General features: G+C 41.8%; 8 protein-coding genes. All 8 read right to left on the reverse strand.

Annotated elements, in window-relative coordinates:
* Positions 1–75 precede the first annotated feature (75 nt).
* The 8 genes from MHI37_RS22010 to MHI37_RS22045 all read right to left on the reverse strand — a co-directional run bounded on the left by MHI37_RS22010 (position 76) and on the right by MHI37_RS22045 (position 19,665).
* Complete coding sequence (locus MHI37_RS22010) at positions 76–1,749, reverse strand: S-layer homology domain-containing protein (protein ID WP_076337197.1); 1,674 nt, start codon at positions 1,747–1,749, stop codon at positions 76–78.
* Positions 1,750–1,831: 82 nt separating this feature from the next.
* Entirely contained in the window at positions 1,832–8,107 is a 6,276-nt protein-coding gene (locus MHI37_RS22015) for a cohesin domain-containing protein (protein ID WP_144023690.1), read from the reverse strand.
* 323 nt (positions 8,108–8,430) lie between these two features.
* Entirely contained in the window at positions 8,431–9,975 is a 1,545-nt protein-coding gene (locus tag MHI37_RS22020; protein WP_076337199.1) for an ABC transporter substrate-binding protein, read from the reverse strand.
* A gap of 60 nt (positions 9,976–10,035) precedes the next feature.
* Positions 10,036–10,914: a carbohydrate ABC transporter permease gene (locus MHI37_RS22025; RefSeq protein WP_083676288.1), complete on the reverse strand. Its 879-nt coding sequence runs from the start codon at positions 10,912–10,914 to the stop codon at positions 10,036–10,038.
* A 15-nt stretch (positions 10,915–10,929) separates the two neighbouring features.
* Positions 10,930–11,835 (reverse strand): ABC transporter permease subunit, encoded by a 906-nt coding sequence (locus MHI37_RS22030; protein WP_083676289.1) that lies wholly within the window; start codon positions 11,833–11,835, stop codon positions 10,930–10,932.
* Positions 11,836–12,055: 220 nt separating this feature from the next.
* Complete coding sequence (locus MHI37_RS22035) at positions 12,056–14,197, reverse strand: helix-turn-helix domain-containing protein (protein WP_179090225.1); 2,142 nt, start codon at positions 14,195–14,197, stop codon at positions 12,056–12,058.
* Positions 14,198–15,376: 1,179 nt separating this feature from the next.
* Positions 15,377–15,670: a hypothetical protein gene (locus MHI37_RS22040; protein WP_144023691.1), complete on the reverse strand. Its 294-nt coding sequence runs from the start codon at positions 15,668–15,670 to the stop codon at positions 15,377–15,379.
* 1,175 nt (positions 15,671–16,845) lie between these two features.
* Positions 16,846–19,665 carry a glycoside hydrolase family 2 gene (locus tag MHI37_RS22045; protein ID WP_076337203.1) on the reverse strand — a complete coding sequence of 940 codons (2,820 nt, stop codon included), beginning with the start codon at positions 19,663–19,665 and terminating at the stop codon, positions 16,846–16,848.
* Positions 19,666–19,669: the final 4 nt, after the last annotated feature.

The raw sequence follows: 19,669 nt of genomic DNA on the forward strand, positions 1-19,669 counted from the left end.
GAAAAAAATGAATACATCTGCGAAATAGATCAATCCTATTTCGCAAATGTATATTATCATGGATCTATAGAGCGTTTATAATCCGCCACTCTTCTCTAGAAGCTGATAGAGGATCGTTGCCGCTTCTGCTCTTGTTGTATCATCAAGCGGTGCAAATAAATATCCTGGCTTTCCGTTAATAATGCCCATTTGCTGCGCACTGGCAACGGATTCCCCCGCCCATGGTGCGATGCTTACGCCATCCGCGAATGCAGCTACCGCGAGCTTGTTATCTATGGGTGCACCCAGCTTCTCATAGACCCGCATGGCCACAATCGCCATCTCTTGGCGTGTGATATTATCGTTAGGACGCATAGAGGTTCCGTCGCCGGCTAAAATACCTGACAGACTGGCCGCAGCAATCATATCTGCATACCAGGCACCTGAGTGGACATCCCGGAATTCTCCCTTATACTCAGCTTCAGGCAATTTCAACATTCGTACCGCCATAGCAGCAAACTCGGCTCTTGTCACCTTGTCGTTCGGATTGTAATGTGTATCATCCACGCCGAAGACAATATGCTTCGCTGCCAATACTCCAATAAAGTCATTAGCCCAATGGGCACTGTCAATGTCAGCAAAGAATTTGTGGTATTCGAGCACCGCATACTCGGAAAAGTGTTTCGCCTTGAAGGTAATAGACTTCTTGTCCTTGCTTATCTTGCCGCCAGCGTACTCCCATTCTCCAGTCGTCTCATTATGGTAATATACGCCCGCTTTCCGTGAGTCATATTCTTCGCCAAGACCGAGCGTGACTTCCACCAGCTTGTCGATCTTCACATCCATGTTCCCGGCCTTAATGGAAATATCGAAGATATTGGTAACGGGCTTCAGCCCAGCTCCTGGGGCTACGGCAAACGCATCTCTGTCCGCGATTGATATCCGTATATAGTCCGTGATTCCATCCAACTTAAGAGAAACTTTCGACAGTACCATACTTACCTCGCCCGACCTGATAATAATATCCTTGTTGTTATCTTGAATTCGGGTCAGCACTGACAGCGGAATAACCAGCACCTTGCCGAATGTTTTCCCGATGGAGCTTAAATCAATCGTAATGGCTTCCTCGGAACTTTGAATGGCGCTAGCTATTCGTACTGGATCTATCATCAGTACCCTAGTGTCGCCGGAAACTGTAATTGTCCCCCACTCATGAGTTGTATCGTCGGGATCTCCAATGCTGATTGGATCGTTTGGATTACCAGTCCCGCTTGGATTGCCGTCAGCCGCACTAATCTTCAGGCTAACAGAATTGCCCGTATATAAGTCTGAGCGAGACAACTGCGAGTTAAGAGTCTTCACCGATTCCAGTGCGATTACTGCCTGTCCGTCGGTCAATCCCTTGAATGTAAAGCTGCCCAACAATACGTTTCCGTTCTCCCCCGAGCGATTTCCAGTTTTGGTGAAGGCAAAAGTCGCCTTGTTGCCGTTCTTGATCGGTCCAACCGGAAACCCCTGCAAATTAGAATGTGCACCTTTCAACTCCACAATCTGCGGGTCATAGGCGAGTACAATCTCGTAAGAATATAGATCGTTGAGATTTTCACCCGCTAAGCTAAGCGCTGCCGTCATACCCGGCTTGATGTCCGTTTTGTCCAGGGAAATCGTAAACTTTGCCGGGCTAATTGTATCTGCCGCGTAGGATAATTCTCCGAATGCTGTCATCATGAAAAAAACTGCCAGCAGTATACAAATCCATGTCCTCTTCATGTTTGCCACCTCCTGTGGTGGGGAATGCAGAATCACACTCCCCGCATATGACCAAATTATCTATCGTATACCATTAAGCAAATCAGTTTCCGATGATCCTTCTGGCCACGAAGGTTAGGTCGAAGATGTCAATTGCACCACTGCTGTCAATGTCAGCGATCTTAATCGCAGCCCAGTCATTGCCCGCAGAGCTCTCTCCAAAATGGTATGCCACATAACCCAGATCGGCGATGGTGATCCGTCCGTCTGATCCGGTCACATCACCGGTATTTGCAGTAATGACCATGCTCTCGAACGAGACCATAGCCTGATTCAGTTGCACGACCACCTGATCCAGTTCGGCATTCGTTGCATCCGTATCATCTAGTACGACTTGAACTTCTATCAGAGCTGTATTCAACGCAGCCTTTGCTCCCAGCACATACTGACCGTTGGCATAGCCTTCTATTGCGCTATCATACAAACTTTGCGCGGCTTGCACGGCTGCCTGCAGCGCTGCCCGATCGATCTTCTCCACAACTGTTACCGACTTCTGCACAAGCACGTTCTGTTGCTCATTCCCATTGCCGTCTGCCAGTACCGCTTGGTTGATGACAAATATCGAATCAGTTGAAGCGACTTTCGCCTGGAAGGTCAGATTCAGCACAGGCACATCGCCGTTCAATGCATTCCCGGAACCGGTTGTCGCTAGGATGTACCTTACCGTTCCAGGAGTGCTGCTGTATGTGCTCGCAATTACTGTGTTAGATTCCAACGATACTGCGTCAATCAAATCAAACACTTGGCTATCATAAGAAAGCGTGACATCCTGCGCTGACACATCTGTCGCGCCGATCAGTCCATAGGTGAGCGTGTAGGTGTCCCCCACATCTGCCCAGTCATCACCTGTCAATGCAACAGCCATAATATTTAGCGCTTCAGAATTACTTAATGTCATGGAACCAGCACCGACAATAACACCGAAATAACCTGGCTCAGTCAAAGCATTGCTCGCGGTGTCCAGATAATTGACAACCGTTATACCGTCTACAATTAATTTGATCCTTACATGTTCACCTTCGTTTATCGCTCCAACTTGAATGTGATGTGTTTCCCTAAACTGCACCATGGTGTTCAGAATCGCATCACCGCCTAGACTTGGAGATCCCGCGATATTCCCATAAATAACGGTTCGTACACCATTATTAAAACGCTGAACCTCAAGAACGCTCTTCCTAAAGGAAATGACATAACCTGAATTCCCTGCATTCACAGGCCTGATCGTGTCAGTTGGACTACGAAGTGTTATAGAAGGCCAATCACTATCTGTCGTATCAATGTTCATATTGAAATCTAATATTTCATTCGAAAATTTATTCTGATACACAGCATAACCCGATGGTGTTATAAGCTTAATACTATCCGGTGTGATTGTTTTTGTTCCGGAACCACTTACATACCAATACGGATAGTCCAAAGCCACATCTCCACTTGGTGCATCAATAATCTCAATTTCGAATATCGCAGTTTTACTTATTCCAGCATAAGTTCCTGACACTGAAATTTCAGCTATACCCGCACCAACTCCGGTCATACTGCCGCTTTCATCTATCGTGACTGCAGATGAGTTCGATGTATAGGTGAGCGATACAATCGGAACAGTTCCACCGATTGCCGTTACACCTACAGCAGTTAGCTGCTGAGATTCCCCGACCTTCAATTTAGAATAAGGAGCGTTTAACTCTATGAGAGCTAATTCATCATCAACATAGATGAAGGTTTTGGCAACCTTTGTAATCCCATTAGAAGTTACTTCGGCTGTAATCTCTGTTACGCCAAAGCTTAAAGCGGAGACCAAACCATTCTCATCTACTGTTGCGACTTGTGTATCACTGCTACCATATACAATCTGAGCTTGTGTTAAATCCGCATAGACGCCTCTTATTGTCTTACCTTCCACATATAATTGAACCGTATAACCGCTTTCAACATTCGAATCTTCGCTAGAAAATTGCACTTCGCTCAGATCGTAGAAATCCTGTCTAAGATGAGCGTAACCGCTCTCCAGACCCGCATTTGCTATCAACTGCCTTGCCTCTAATGGCCAGTTAGCATCAGGGTAAACCTGAGGCTCAGAAATTTGGATGTTCGGTTGATTTAGCTCTGGTCTGAACAATAGATCTCCACCTGTAATATAGCTATTGTTAATAGAAATATTCTCATTTGCTGAATTGGCGATATTCACATGTGCCCAGATCGGTGTATTCTCCATAACGTTATCTTCAACTACCCAGTTGGAGCTTCCCATATCAAAATAAAGCGCACCATATTTCGGTTCTCCCTGATTTCGAATAAAATTCCCGGATATCACGTTAGGATGGGTAGTCGTGCCATTCGTGGCACCTATCGCGTAGATCGCCCCTCCATCGGTCATATCATGCATGAAGGTATCGATATAATTATTCTGGATTCGGTTAGATTGCGTGACAGGATGAACTTCACCCCACCCGTAACCAAAATGAATCGCACTATAGGGAACATTGTAAATTTCATTATTGCTAATATCCATTTCAATCGGATATGCAGCTGAAATCGCTGTTCCCGATTGATATTCCTGAGCAATGTCATGAATAACATTATTCAGAATATCGTTGTTATATAGCAAATATCCTAAGTTGTCCGGATTGATGTTGTTTTTGTTCTCCTCCCCACGCCAAGACGGATCGCCTACGCTAATCGCATTTCCAGATATATCATGGAACTGATTGCCACGAATCAAATTATTTTGACTGCCTTTAACAACTTTAATCCCTGTAATCCCCATCTTCGAAAAGTCATTGCGTTCGAACAGGATCAATCTTGCATATTCTAACGTTATTGCCGCATCGGGTAACAGATCGTTATAGTCAGGTGATAATCCCCATTCCCGAATATGATTATTCTGTGTATCGGAATGCCCATTCACTCCATTAGGTCTTAACCAACCCGTATATTCAAACTTAATATCCCGAAATTGAATATGGTGTATAGGGTTATTCACCGAGCTCCCTTGTAGCTTAAGCAGTTCATCTACAACTGGAACGACTACGTTTGCAGTCGACATATCTTCTCCTGCTGTTGGCTTGTAGTACAAATATCCCGTGGAGCGGTTTAGATACCATTCCCCTTCACTATCTAACAATTCATATGCATTCTCAATATAACTGGGCAGAACAGCTGAAGTTCCGCCTTTATGTGTGACATAGTAGCTCCCCGGCTTCTTCATGTAAATATTCAAGCGATCATTGGCAACGTTGACCTGATCAATTCCTAAACGTGAAACCGTGAATATGTTCTTATAAACAAATTCCACATCTTGAATGTTGCCCCAGCTTGCCATAGACAAATCCGTTGTTGTATGAGCAGGGTTCCCATTCGAATAGGAATCTATATTGTAGGTTCCACTCGCAAGTCCTCCAGTACTTCTTGCCCGGATAGCTCTTGTACCATTAACATATAGCTGTCTTGTCTCCACTTCAGTCCCTATATAGGCTTTATAGATATTCTTATCAGCATCGTGTATGGACCAGTCATTAATCTGCATTCCCCCGCTGATCACAGATGTTTCATCCTCATAGGATTTATAGATAATGTTAAAACCGTTTGTTCCTGAATCTCTATCATCAAAAACTAACGAGCTCGTCCTAAGCGGAAAGCTCGATGCGGGAGCCGTACTGTCCAATTTATTAATTAATGGAATATTAGATACCGTTACGCTCTGCGGTTTATATGTCCCCTCGCGCAGATTAACAACAATATCACCCGACATATTGCTATTTATTGTACGAACATAATCCCTAGCCTTCTCAAGGCTAGCGAATGGAGCGGTAAGTGTGCCTGGGTTATTGTCATTGCCGTTCGTAGGATCAACATAGAGCTCCACTTCCGCATTAATTTCCATTCGAATCGCTTCGACCGTTGGTGTGTACACATTACCAGCTTTAATCAGGTCCAATTCTGCCGTGGTGAGCGTAGATATCTTAACATCATCGATTTCGTTTCCTGGATCATCATTCTTGAAAATCCATTTTAGCTTAGCGATGTCGTTGCTAGTGCTGTAGAGTGGATATAATGCCACCGGATCCTGCGAATCCCCCATCCAAGCTCCGTACTGGGCATTAGCCAAATCAAATACAATACTCATGGAAAACCATTGATCTTTCTGGATACCGATTGAATTGGGTATCCTATAAATCGTATTGCTGTTTGTATATTTCAGTAAGGCACCTTTATCTTGAACAAAAGTAATTTCGCCAAGCTGAACATTACTACTATTGTAAAATCTGATTACCTTGCTTATTCCGGAAGCAGTTCCATAGTTCGGATCCGTGAATTTCATTTTGAATTGCATAAGTACATTTCCGCTTAGGGGTGTAAAGGTTCGATTGTATTCACCGAACACGGTAGCGCTGTCGTTAATGATCAGTAACGATTTATCGATATCTGTTACTGGAACAACTTGCATGGTTCCTGCATTCTTACTCCAACCAATTAAATCTTGATTTCCTGCTAAATCGTTGAAGGTATCGTTGATCACTAAATTTTCAGGCTCTGGCTCTGGCTCCTCTGGCCCAACAATGATTGAACTTGTTGTCATAATCTCTGAACTTACAATACTTCCTATGGAATCGATGAGATTATAATAATAGGCCTTCGTATTTGCTGGCAAATGAGTCGTTATCATCTTTTCTGTATGGTTAATGCTTACCGAAGTCTGTTCCCATGTGCGACCAACACCTATATCTGTTGTGTAAATCAGCATTGCAGCATTTAAATCTTCTGGTGAGCTGTAATTAACCCAGGCATGTTCATCGACCAGACCTTGATCAACAACCTTTGGACGTGCTGCACCATCTTTGAAATGCATGTCGGCGTACGCTACGAAATCCGGAGCATTCCAGTTTTCGCGATTGCCATGCACACTATCGGTTATGAGTCTTAATGAAACCTCTCCTTGAACAAGCTGATAGCTTTTCTGCCAGATTTCCACCGGATAGAATCCGTCATTTGTTCCATTAGCATACAGCATAGGCATTTGCGCATGATCCAAATAGCTGCTTGGATCAAAATAATCAATCCAAAGCTGCCTTTGCCTAGCAGTAAGCTTCGTGTCGAGGATACTCTTCCAGGCACTATCCTCATAAATAAATCCACTACCGTACACGGGCATGGCTAAATTTAAGCGCGGGTCCAATCCGGCAACCATATTCGTAAAGTAGCCACCCCAAGAGATCCCCATCACTCCAATTTTATCGGGATTTACCTCCGGCTGATTGTACAAGAAGGAAACAGCCCTGATTGCAGCCGTGGTAGCATGATATGACCACATTTCCTTCAGATTTTCGTTTGAGATCTTCGTAAATCGGTCAACTTCTGAAGTCGTAGGACCTCCTACTCCTTCGCTAGCGCTACCGTTCATGTCAATAGCAATAGCTGCATATCCTTTCGCTGTCCATTGTTCAACCCATTCTTGATAAGCATAACCCCCGCCTCCATGAAGCAATAGCATAGCTGGAACTTTTTGCGTAGCCGAAGCGCTTTTTGGGTATCCATAAATAGCGAATATTTTTGTATCTGCCCCCATGTAAGGTTCATTTTTGTACAGTAAGGATTTTACGGTGTAATTAGCCGTATCCTTAATTGTTGTAACCGATTCAACTTCAGGAGCCTGGGTCAATTGATCCATATTCCATAGATTTATAGGTTCCTGTGGCGGTTCTTCAACCCCGGATTTAATCAGGTCCAATTCTGCCGTAGTTAACGTAGATATCTTAACATCATCAATTTCAGTTTCTGTATCTTCATTCCTAAAAATATATTTGAGTTTTTTGATGTCACTGCTAATATTGTAAAGTGGATATAATGTCACTGGATCTTGCGTATCTCCCATCCAAGCGCCATACTGGGCATTCGCCAAATCAAATACAATATTTATGGAAAACCATTGATCCTTCTGGATACCGATCGAATTGGGTATCTTATAAATCGTATTGCTGTTTGTATATTTCAGTAAGGCACCTTGGTTTTGAACAAAAGTAATTTCGCCAAGCTGAACATTACTACTATTGTAAAATCTGATTACCTTGCTTATTCCGGATGCAGTTCCATAGTTCGGATCCGTGAATTTCATTTTGAATTGCATAAGTACATTTCCACTCAGGGGTGTAAAGGTTCGATCATATTCGGCAAATACGGTAGTACTATTGTTTAAAATCTGCAGCGACTTTTCGGTTGCATAGGTGCTGTCTGTGACTGAAACGACTTGCATGGTTCCCGCATTCTTACTCCAACCGACTAAGTCCTGATTGCCTGCTTGATCGTTGAAGGTATCATTGACCATGATATCTGCAGCATGAGTTACAGATGCATAGCTACCAGTAAATAGTAATTGAAAGACTAATACAAAACATATGATGAGGCTTAGTTTCCTTGGAAATTTCCAATTCAAAGAAATCACCCATTCCAGTTTTATTTTAACAAGAAAGTATTGAGTGCCAACACAATTGTATCCGCTTTCATTTCTTGTTCAACATATCCATGTCATTTTCCCCTACATCTATCAAGAGTGAGCCTATTCGGAAGAGTTGCTGTTGAATAACGCGTTGTACGAATAGCTCCCACTAAAATACAGGGGGAGCTTATTCGTTTGTTATGAGTAATAGCTTACCTCGTAGCTAACCAAGCATCTAATTGTTTTTGCTTCTCTGCTATGATGATTTCTGCTCCCGCTAACTTTAGTTTCTCAATGAACTCTGGCATATACTTTTCAGGATCAACTGAACCTGTCCATAGTGAAGGTGCAAACTCATCTACAACGGACTTAGATTGAGCAATCTCTGCTTTCACGGGTTCTTGGTCAAAGATGAAACCGAGTATTCTAGAAGCTTTAGCCGAGCTATTAAGTGCAATCGTCTGCTCCCACACATCATCCGGTTGTCCTGGAAGTAAGTAAGCATTGAACTGGTTCCCGAATGCCCATGCTTTGTTAGGGTAATATCCAGCATTCGCAATTAATTCGATCTTCTTGTCTCCAACCTTCTTGTAGTGCTTATCCTCGATGCCAAAGGTCATCAAGTTGTACAATTCAACATCGGTATTCATGAGCTCGATCATCATCATTGCACGCTCAGGATTTTTCGAATTACGATTAACCGCTTGCAGGGTAGCCGCAATATTTCCTGTCGTCACGTATGGCGTGTCAAGCGGCTGGAATAGATATTCCACAGGAACAAGTGAGAGCGACGCAGCTTCGTCTCCCGGTGCCTTATTTGAATAGCTTGACATGACATTACCCGTTTTTAATAATGGCTGGATTTCTGTTAATGTACCTGCATCACGTGGAATATATCCTTTGTTGTACCAATCTCTCATTAAGTTAATATGCTCAAGAAACTGTGGAGATTCAAATTGATTAAACACTTTATGGTCAGTTCCATCAATACTTATTACGCCCGGTGTATCAAATCCTCCAATTTGCTCTAACCCATAATGGGTCAAAGCATCGTTGAACATACCGAGTTTATAATTTAGAACTGGTACTGCGCTTGCCGGTTCATTCTCCTTGATTGCTGCAAGGAAGGGTTCAAGATCTGCCATTTTAGTCATTTTGGTAATATCAAAATTATATTTTTCTGCCATTAACTTTTGGACCTTAAAACCATTATTTCTAGCTACGATCTGATAGTTCGGAACTGCGTAAATATCACCCTTAACGGTAACCGCTCCCCAGAAAGCTTCAGGAATGGTTGCATACGTGCCTGGGGCATACTCTTTTACTAAATCTGTAATCGGCAAGAATGCGCCCTTGGATTGACTACCGTAGAAATCTCCAATACCAGAACCAATCATAACGACATCATAATTCTCATTGGCAGCAATCATTGTTCTTACTTTGTCATTGTATGAACCTGGATCGATGAACTTAATGTCCACCTCTGCATTGATTTTCTCTTTGAATACTTTATTCATCTCTGCAATAACTAACTTCGTATCTGCTTCTTCAGCAGCACGCATAATCCATGTGAGATTGACGAAAGGCAGCTCCTCTTTCACTTCTGCATCTCCTTCTGCTGTCCCCGTAGGTGAAGCAGCTGGAGATGCAGTTTCTTTCGCGACTTCATTGTTGTTACCGCATGCAGCTAGAGCTAATGACAAAAGCATGATGACAGCTAGCAGCAATAAAGCACCTTTTCTTGTAACCTTTTTCATTTTGACCCTCCTCATATTTATCTTACTTATTTACTATCCCACAGGGAGAATAGCCCGACTTTAGCCCTTCAATGCTCCTACTGTTAATCCCTTAATGAAGTACTTCTGAAAGAAGAGGAATATAAACAGCATAGGACCAGCTGCGATAATGGCCATCGCCATTCGTGCCGACTCCGAAGGGAAATTCACAACCTCCACGATCCCTAGCTGTCCAGCAGATCTCGCTAACTCTTGGATATTGGACATGATTTTGTGCATCAACAGCTGTAGTGGATATAGGTCGCGATTTTCGATAAAGAGCAAGCTTAACCACCAATCATTCCAATATCTCAGAACAGCTAATAATCCGACTGTGGCCAATGCCGGTTTAGATATTGGCAATATGATCTGAAGTAATAAGCGATATTCGCTACAGCCTTCCACTCGTGCTGCTTCAATAATTTCAGTTGGAATAGCTGCAAAAAAAGTTCTTAATAGAATTAAAAACCAAGGGATTACCGCATACGGCAGAATGAGCACCCAGAGGGTATCCTTCAAGTGATAATAATTGGATATTACGATGTACCAAGGAACAAGCCCGCCATTAAACAGCATCGTGAAGAATACATAAAACATGACAGGACGTTGAAATTTAAATTCTCTCCTGGACAGGGGGTAGGCAATTAAACAAAGCACAGCCAAGGAGAATAAGGTACCAAATATCGTAATAAATATGGATACTGCATAAGCCTTCATTATGACCATGGTGTCACTTAAAATATAGGAATAGGCCTCCCAGCTAAACTCCTTGGGGAATAAGGTATACCCGTGCTTATAGATACTGTCAATATCCGAGAATGAAATGGAAATAACCAATATTAACGGTAGAATACATGCTACTGAGACAATGGTCAGTAATAGAATCGGAATCGCTGAGCTTATCCGTGATATCCATGTCATCTTAAGTTCTCCTTTCTAGAAGAGCGCATTCTCTGCATTAATCTTACGTACAATCGTGTTCACCGTTATGACAAGTAGGAATCCTACAATCGCTTGGTAGAAACCAACTGCAGCAGACATGCCGACATCGCCTACAGCAATAAATGAACGGTATACATACGTATCAATAACAGAGGTTGTAGAATATAAGGTACCTGTATCTTTGGTTACCATATAGAACAAGCCAAAGTCTGAATGGAAGATACCACCTAGAGCAAGAATAGTTAAGATTACAATTAGAGGCGTTAACAATGGAACGGTAATCTTCCACCGCATCTGATTTTTAGTTGCACCATCTACTTCAGCTGCTTCATAATAAGAACGATCAATAGCCATTATCCCTGCATAGAAAATGATGGTGTTGTAGCCGACCTGCTTCCAAAAGTTAACGATTGTCAGAATATACGGCCACAGCTCCGGCTTCTGATACCATAGGATAAAATCGAATCCCAATTTCTCTAACCAACGATTCAATATACCCAAATCTACATTTAAAAAGGCAAAGGTTATAAACGCAACAACCGGCCAGGATAAGAAGTAAGGGAAAAATAGTGTGGTTTGAAAAATTTTAACCGCCGTCTTTCGAGTAATCTCACTTAGAATGATGGCTAAGAATATAGCTCCTACGGTCACAGTAACAATAAAAAGAAGATTCATGAAAATCGTATTAAAGGTAACACGGAAGGCATCTTGTGAGCTAAAGAAAAATTCAAAATTTTTAAAGCCTACCCAATCGCTGCCCCAAATGCCCTGATCGTAACGGTAATCCTTAAAAGCTAGAATAACTCCGAACATAGGCACGTATTGGAATAGAAAGAGCAGCGCGATAGCTGGGAAACACATAATGAGTAAACTACGGTGTATCGATTTTTTCATCTGCATTCAAATCACCTCCTCATTCATCGATCATTCATTTTGTGAATTCAACATACCAAATCGAATATCCCTATTCATACTATCTGATTTACTAAATCCTATTTTTTTCACTGTTAATTAACCGAATTTCTCTACTATTTAAATCAACCTTCATAATTACACAAAGAACCTACCCTTATTTCTGGTAGGTTCTCCAATTATTATCATTTATTGAAGATTAGATTAGTTAAAGCTTATTGTTCTGTTTCAAAACCAAATTGTGTCGATATTCTGCTGGAGTGATTCCATACTGTTTTTTGAACAGTTTATAGAAAGTCGCTTCGTTATTATATCCAACTTTGGCTGCTATTTCTTTCACACTTTTGCTCGTGTTTTTCAAAAGTTCAAGCACGTGTTCCATTCTAAGATCATGAATATATTGCGCCACTGACTTCCCAACCTCATCCTTGAATATCTGTCCTAAGTAATTCGCCGAAATGTTAAAGCTAGCGGCGATTGCTTTCAAGCTTAAATCAGTGCTATCACTTTCCTGTTCAATATAATGCAATACCGAGCTAATTAACAAACTATGCTTCTGTTCTGTATCGGGCTGTAAACGAGCCATAATACTTTCAATCATCTCAAGGAATAAAGGTGCAATTTGCTTTAATTCATCTGCTTTAAGAATATCTGCACAAAATTCATTGAAATTATATTCAATGACTTGCATTCTGTTCGTATTAAGTTCATGCACCATACGATTGATCATAAAAGCAATTCGCAATATGGGGAAAACGGTGGCATCTCGATCATAATTTACAGTTACCTGATCAATAGTTTCCTTTATTCTAGAACTAGCCTCCTCCAAATGACCACTCCGAATATCGACCATTAATTGATCAACGCTTTGACTTGGAAATACGAACTCCCTTTGTTCAAAAGTGGAATCCTGATTCCGTTCTCTTAAGATTTGTCCATAACCTACAAAGAAACGATCTTCAAATCGACTCTGTAAGCGCAAAAATTGCTCTCTGATTGCTGAATGATCATCCAATACCGCCGAATAGACAACAGATACCGATAATTTTCTTGAAATCCGGTTGATTAAGCTTTGAATTTGATGAATATGATCTTCCAAAGCTTTGCTTAAAGCTGGCTCATCCGGATCACATTGAACATAATAAACAAAATTACGTTTATCCAGATGGGCTTGAATAAATGGATTTTCTTCACCTAACACTTCATCGGCTACATTCGTTACTGCAAAGTGAATCAGCTTTTCTTCTTCCACATTCATACTATTAAGAACATGGAACTGATCAATTTGAATGAGGATGAGCCGATAATGACTTACATTAAGCAGTAAATCTTGAATCTCATTATTACGTACATCTTTCATTGGATTATTCGCTACGCTATTCCCTAATAATATCGACTTGAAGGCGTTATCACGAATAATTTCATCCGCCGTGCTTTTCCTTTTTTTGTAGTCGCCCAATTCTCGAAGGCTTATATTGAATATGGATGTTAAATACTCATGATCATCTTGGAAATTAACGGGTGTTGACGGATCATCCCATGTGTTTTTCACTAATTTCACTAATTTCCCGAAGGGTCGATAAATCGTTCGAGATACGAATAAAGCTACAATGACCGCAAGGAAAATAAAAAAGAATGTATACCAAATCGTTTGATTAAGCACATAACGAATGGGCTTGAATACAGTTTCGTACGGTTCATTGGAGATAATGTACCATTCTGTATCTGGAATCAAGAGGTATGTTAAGACACGTTTCTTGTTGTCTATTTCCATTATAAAGCTTGACCCTGCTTCGTCTTCCGCTATAATTCGGTTGAATAATGATTCTGGAATGCGATCGAACATTGCGAGCTGACTACTGCCATCAACAATAACATTACCATCCTTGTCTATGATCATGATTGATCGATCATTTCGACTAAATTCGTTCAGGTTGTTTCGAAGCCAATCCATATTAACATTGACTATTAATGCACCCATGGGCACTTTCTGCTCATCGACATCATCATATAATAGATAGGTAAACACTTCTCGATTCATAGTCGCCATAACAAGTGGTAATAGCCGTGGAATAGGTTCTAATATTGGGTAATGCTGGCCTTCCGTGATCAACAATTCAACTTCGGGATCATGGGTAAATGCCCCACTCCCTGAGGTCGAATAAAATCCTTGTAGGAAATGGTTGTAAATAACAGCCGAGTGTAACATAGCATTACTCTTGACTGTTAATGCTAGACTATTGATAAAGGATTGCGTGAAAAAATTTTCTTCTTCCTTACGATACATTAAATTTGCAGTGTTTGGCTGCAAAAATTGAGCCGTCATAAAATCCTTAACAGCATTATTCATATACTTTATATTCTGACTATTTTGCGACAAGATACGTTGGTTATAATCGTAGGTTATATTCAGCCCAAGCTTTTCAATCTGCCGGAACATAATATTCGAGAAAAACACAACTAATAATACGCTGCACATCGTAATGATTATGAAGATTTTCACTATCGTTTTGGAACCAATTCTATATAATAGAGTCATAACCAATCATCACCGATCCTTATCGTAAAGTACACCCATAATATACTAGAAACATAACAGTTCTGCGATGAACTAGCCACTGTCCGAATTAACAAACACTCCAATTTATAAGAAATCCGGTTCAACTTCATTGGTAAACCAGAATATCTGCTATGACCAAGTGATTCTCCTCTCTACTACAAATCATATTTACCTTACGAAAGTATACTCTAAGTTCTCACATATTTATAAATGCAAGACCTAGCATTCAGCGAGTATCCACGTGGATCTAAAAAACTCATCAAGAAACAAGAAAGGTTCTATGTCATCCGTTCTCGGGTGACTACCTTTATGAAGACTTTCAAGCGAACCTCTCAAGTTATTATTGATCGGTTGCTTCTTCAGGTATAGAGATTATTAATTCAATATACATTACCTGCAATCGGCTCAGCATCGAGGACCAACCAGGAATCAGCTCCAACTACAAAACGTTGGATTCGCTTGACCCTTCAGGCCATGGAAGGGTTCATTATGTGCCAATCCATCACCATGGGGCTCCTGCAATTGATCGCTTTGCGCTACTCCGGTCGTGTCCCCACTTTATTTTTACGCTTATGCTCGTAATACCTCTCTTAACATAAGTTCTTTTTTGGGGGTCGTGAATCTGCTGAATGTTGAAACAAAAGTGGACTTTGTCGTTAATCTCATTTATATGAGCAATATAGGAGCATTTACTAAGAGGTGTGTTAGAGTCCAATCTGACCGCAAAGATCAAGTCTTATTGCATAAGGTCGAATGAATTGACGTATTAAAGCCACCTTCATGGCTGAAGGTGGCTTCTCCTCGGTTTCGTGTTACATCCAATCTTAATATTATTGCCTGACATAACTGATTGCTTTCCGCGACCTATTGACTAAGCCAACACGTGAAGAGTGGGCTTAGTCTGGACTATATATTTAAATCAGTTCTTGCTCCCTCTTACTTTATACAGCATTGCTTTATTATCAATTATTACGCGAAAATATTTGATAATTGAATAGACCATGTAGAACCGAAACCAGATAGAGTAGCAGTTGAAGTTACTCCAACATTTGGTTTACTTATACCAGATCCTGTAGATAAAACTGCTTTCCAAGTTGATGGCGCAAAATAATTAAATGTGAGAGATGTCGGATTCTTAGTTACGCTATTTTGAAACAAACCTCCTCCAACTGGAATTCCATAAACTCCATATATCACTTCTTGATTTGTCAAAGTGATACCCGAGGCATATATCCCCCATCCTCCATCAACGTGATCCAGCAACCAATATACGAATCCGTTACTATCATAAACATAAGAAACGTAAATTGTGCCGTTTTATATTTAGTAACATATAAAGTACTCTCGTTGTCCTGAGAATAAACTGTTTCTTCAGTAAGCTGGTTGCCAATTGGTAAATCTGAAACATTATTCTTCGCTCTTTCTACCAATTCATCTTGATCCTTTATTTCTGTATGCCTCTCTAATAATTTGGATTGAGCATTCGGAGATGAGGCCATTATCGGGATACTAATAAAAGTGCAACTAACGTTGATAAAAACAAACTAACAATCTTTTCCCTCAACTTCAAAACATCCTAAAATTTTATATTTATTATATAAAATGATATTAGTTCAACTAGAATAATCAATCAATTAATTTTATGTGTTTAGTCGGATTTAAATTTACAAAAACTGCTGATTAAAGAAAAACCAAATAAAAACGCCACTAGATAGTGTCCGTTGTAATTGTATAATCCATTAAAAATAAAAGCCAATCCAGACAACTTTAAGTAAAAAGCGAGAAATGGATATGAGGCTACTATAGAACTCAAAACAAGGATTATAAGATGTGATTTATTTACTGTAAAAACCTTAGGAATACCTCTGTACAAAGAAAAATAAATTCCAATTAAGATTGGAATTGTTCCCCAAGACCATAAATTGTAGGCATAATTCATTGTTTCTTTATATTTCGTATCAAAGTAATCAAAAGACTTGTTTGACAGAAATAATACTCCAAAGAACCCAACAGTCCAAAAAAACAAATATAAATTCCGCTTAAGCATCTGAGAACCTCCAAAATTTTTCATACTAAATTCCATATTCTACAAACTGATCACAAATTCCTTTTTTTACATTTTAACGATGAAATTTTATAAATATGATTTTAGACTACCCTAACTATTTTACCATCCCAGGAATAGCCATGTATTTCTGCTGATTAAACCAGTTAAAACCGTTTTCCACGAAACGTTTGTTCCTATTATTTCAGGAACATGTATTCATACTTAATTAGTAAATAAGGGACTAACGTCATTCGATAGTCCCTTCAAACAGTTTCCTCAGCTATGGTTCATTGCGGAGTATTCTTTCATATTAGAGTCGTAGCAGCATACAATCTCTTTAACTCTTGATCTCTTTTCTAACAGTTCCTCGACAATTTTCACAATCCGAATTTTAGAGTACATCGTAATTGACAGCGGCTATTGGGAATTGTGCAAGAAGCTCGGCCGCACTGATCCTCTTCTTAGGCTTGAACTGCTCACTCATCAGATAGGCAAAAATTTCGTTGAATAAAAACAGCATTTCCGGTCTTTTGTTAACAGCATCGTCCGTCAGCCGTAGTGTCGACACAAACAGCTTGCCTTGTCCTACGCCACATTCGAATACGGTAGCCAGTGATTTCATTCGGGCAAAATGATCTATGACCTCTACAATCGGCTCAATCGATGGCATGGAATCCAAGCTGATCGCCACGGAATGCTCAGTCATCTCATACATATGCCAATCCGTTTGCCCCTCGTGGGGGAAACGCTCCAGCGCCGGATGCTTATGAAGTATAAGTCCCATTGTCGTACCGCGCTGATTCGGAAACCATAGATAGTTCCAGAAAATTGGCAAATGACGGATCGAGACGCTATCCTGTATGGCCTCCTTGGCTGGCATTAACCACACATTGCCGCCATCTTGCATAAATTGCAGCAGCTCCTTGCTCATCCGGTCAGCAATGACAAGCTTGGTTTCTTCCGCCATCCGGTAGCTTAACCAATGAATACCGATCTGTTGGCTGTAAACGGCATCCTGCAGAAACGTGCGGACATTGTTGATGTTGGTAAGCACCTTCCCTTTGTGCTCTTGCCATACAGGCCGAGGAAATACCCAAAAATCCCATTCGTTGGTACATACCTCTCGTCCACTTTGCGTTAATTTCACTGAAAGGCTTATCTTCTCTGCACCGATTTCCGGCATATGAAATACGATCTGCGGAAGCTTTGTTGTTTTACCGTTAATGATAGACTCTATAGATACAGCTTCCATGTTCAAGACACCTGACTCTCCCGTGAAGCTCCACGACAGTTCTGCTTCGTTCAGTAATTCTCTACCGAAATGAGAAACCTCCAGATCAATTTCTGCCTGCTCTCCTGCAAAGAAAGTGCGTCCGCTGCTCCGCATCAGTAGGACGGTCTCTCCATTGAAGGCGCGTACCTCCTCCGCTGTCGCTATCCCTTTATCATCCCAGAACACATCAAGAATTCCAGTTGTCGCATGGCCCTGGCCGGGAAAGTCACGAATATCAAGCAGTTGGATGCCTGCCAGATTCGGCGTTCGCCGAGCTCGCTCCATTGCCTCCTTCAAGGATTGCATAAGCAAGGAGCCGGTAATTTTCTGAAATTGTGGAAGCCGCTCTTCCCACTGTTTGTATCTCAGGTTTTCATTGATGTAACCGAGCCATGAGGGCTCCAGCACACCCGTATATTTCTCAGCTTCCTGCGGTCTTACATACATCGTGAACTGTCCATGCTCGTGTGCAAGCATTGGCTTAGTTCCCAAGCGTGTAACTGCAGCGAAATCCTGTGTCGTGTTAGGCGTTGCCGCATAATCGGTGTTAACCGGTGGATGCCAATTCATGGTCGGAATGTAGAAATCCCCTTCTCTGTCCCCCTCAGGCAGATGGCCAAAGCCGGTATTATCTGTATACAGGCGAGTTGGATCAAGCTCCCGCGCTTTCCTTACAAGCTCATTGAGCTGCTCATGACCTTCTTTGCCAATCAGTTCATTGCCTAAGGATAATAAGATGAAGGATGGATGCTCATTTATGGATTGAAGCAGCTCCGTAAGCTCCTCCCTGTAGAATTCATGAGCCTTCGGATTGGCTTCATGTGAACGGGTAATATAGTGTCTGGACCATTGAGGGAGCTCGGTCTGGACCAGCATGCCTTCCTCATCTGCCGCTAACCAGAATGGCTTCGGCGGACTCCAGCTGTGCAGCCGAACATGATTAAAGCCATAACTTTTGGCAATTTGAAATTGCCTGCGGTAAGCTTCAACATCCCAAACTGGATAACCAGTAAGCGGAAATATACAACAGTCCACATAACCGCGTAGAAATACGGCTTCGCCGTTCAGCTTTAGCTTGGTGCCCTCTGTTTCAATACAGCGCAGTCCGAAGCGTCTAGACTGATTATCGACCATCCGGCCGTCCTGTTTAAGCACTATATCTGCTGTGTAAAGATGCGGATTGGAATCCGACCAGAGTACCGCATCCTCACCAAGCATTAGCGTGACAACGGCTGTACCCTTGCGATCCGGGATGACGGATGCGTTTACGTTGAGCCCATTATGGACGTTGACAATTGCTTCAACCGACCAGTCTCCAGCTTCATTGAATCCGTCAGCATTTGCCATGCCTGCAAGGCTCGTCACAAATGTGATTTGCTTATGCTCTACATCCGGCACCAGCTTTATATGCTGTATGGAAACCTTAGGAATAGCCTCCAATTTAACGCCGCCGGTGATACCGCCCCAATTCGTCGCAGTATGGTAGGAATGAATATGTGTTTCTTCCATATCCATATGCATCTCATTATTAACCCGAATCAATAGCTTGATTTTCTCGCCAGCAGCAGCAATCTCATTCAGCTCGTATCGGTGATCGTTAACGAGTGACTGGCGCTCGCCCATTGCTTTTCCATTCACCCACAATGCCGTATGCCAATGCACACCGGAGATGACCAGCCGGAATTTGTGATTCTCTAGATGCTCCGGCAGTTCAAGCACTGTGCCGTACCAGGCGCTGCCGATATACTCTCGCTTTTTCTTCCAGGCTCCGATCGGCTGGTGAGCGGAGGGCTCACCGAAGCCCTGCTCCTCCCAAGAGCCATTCACATGGATCAGTGATTCAAGCTTATTAACGGACGTAGATTTACCCAGAAGCCTATCCTCAGGATCAAGCTGGAACCGCCATTCCCCATTAAGGGGGATAATCTCTCTTGTCATTAAT

This window comes from Paenibacillus sp. FSL H8-0548 (assembly GCF_038630985.1).
GTDB lineage: Bacteria > Bacillota > Bacilli > Paenibacillales > Paenibacillaceae > Pristimantibacillus.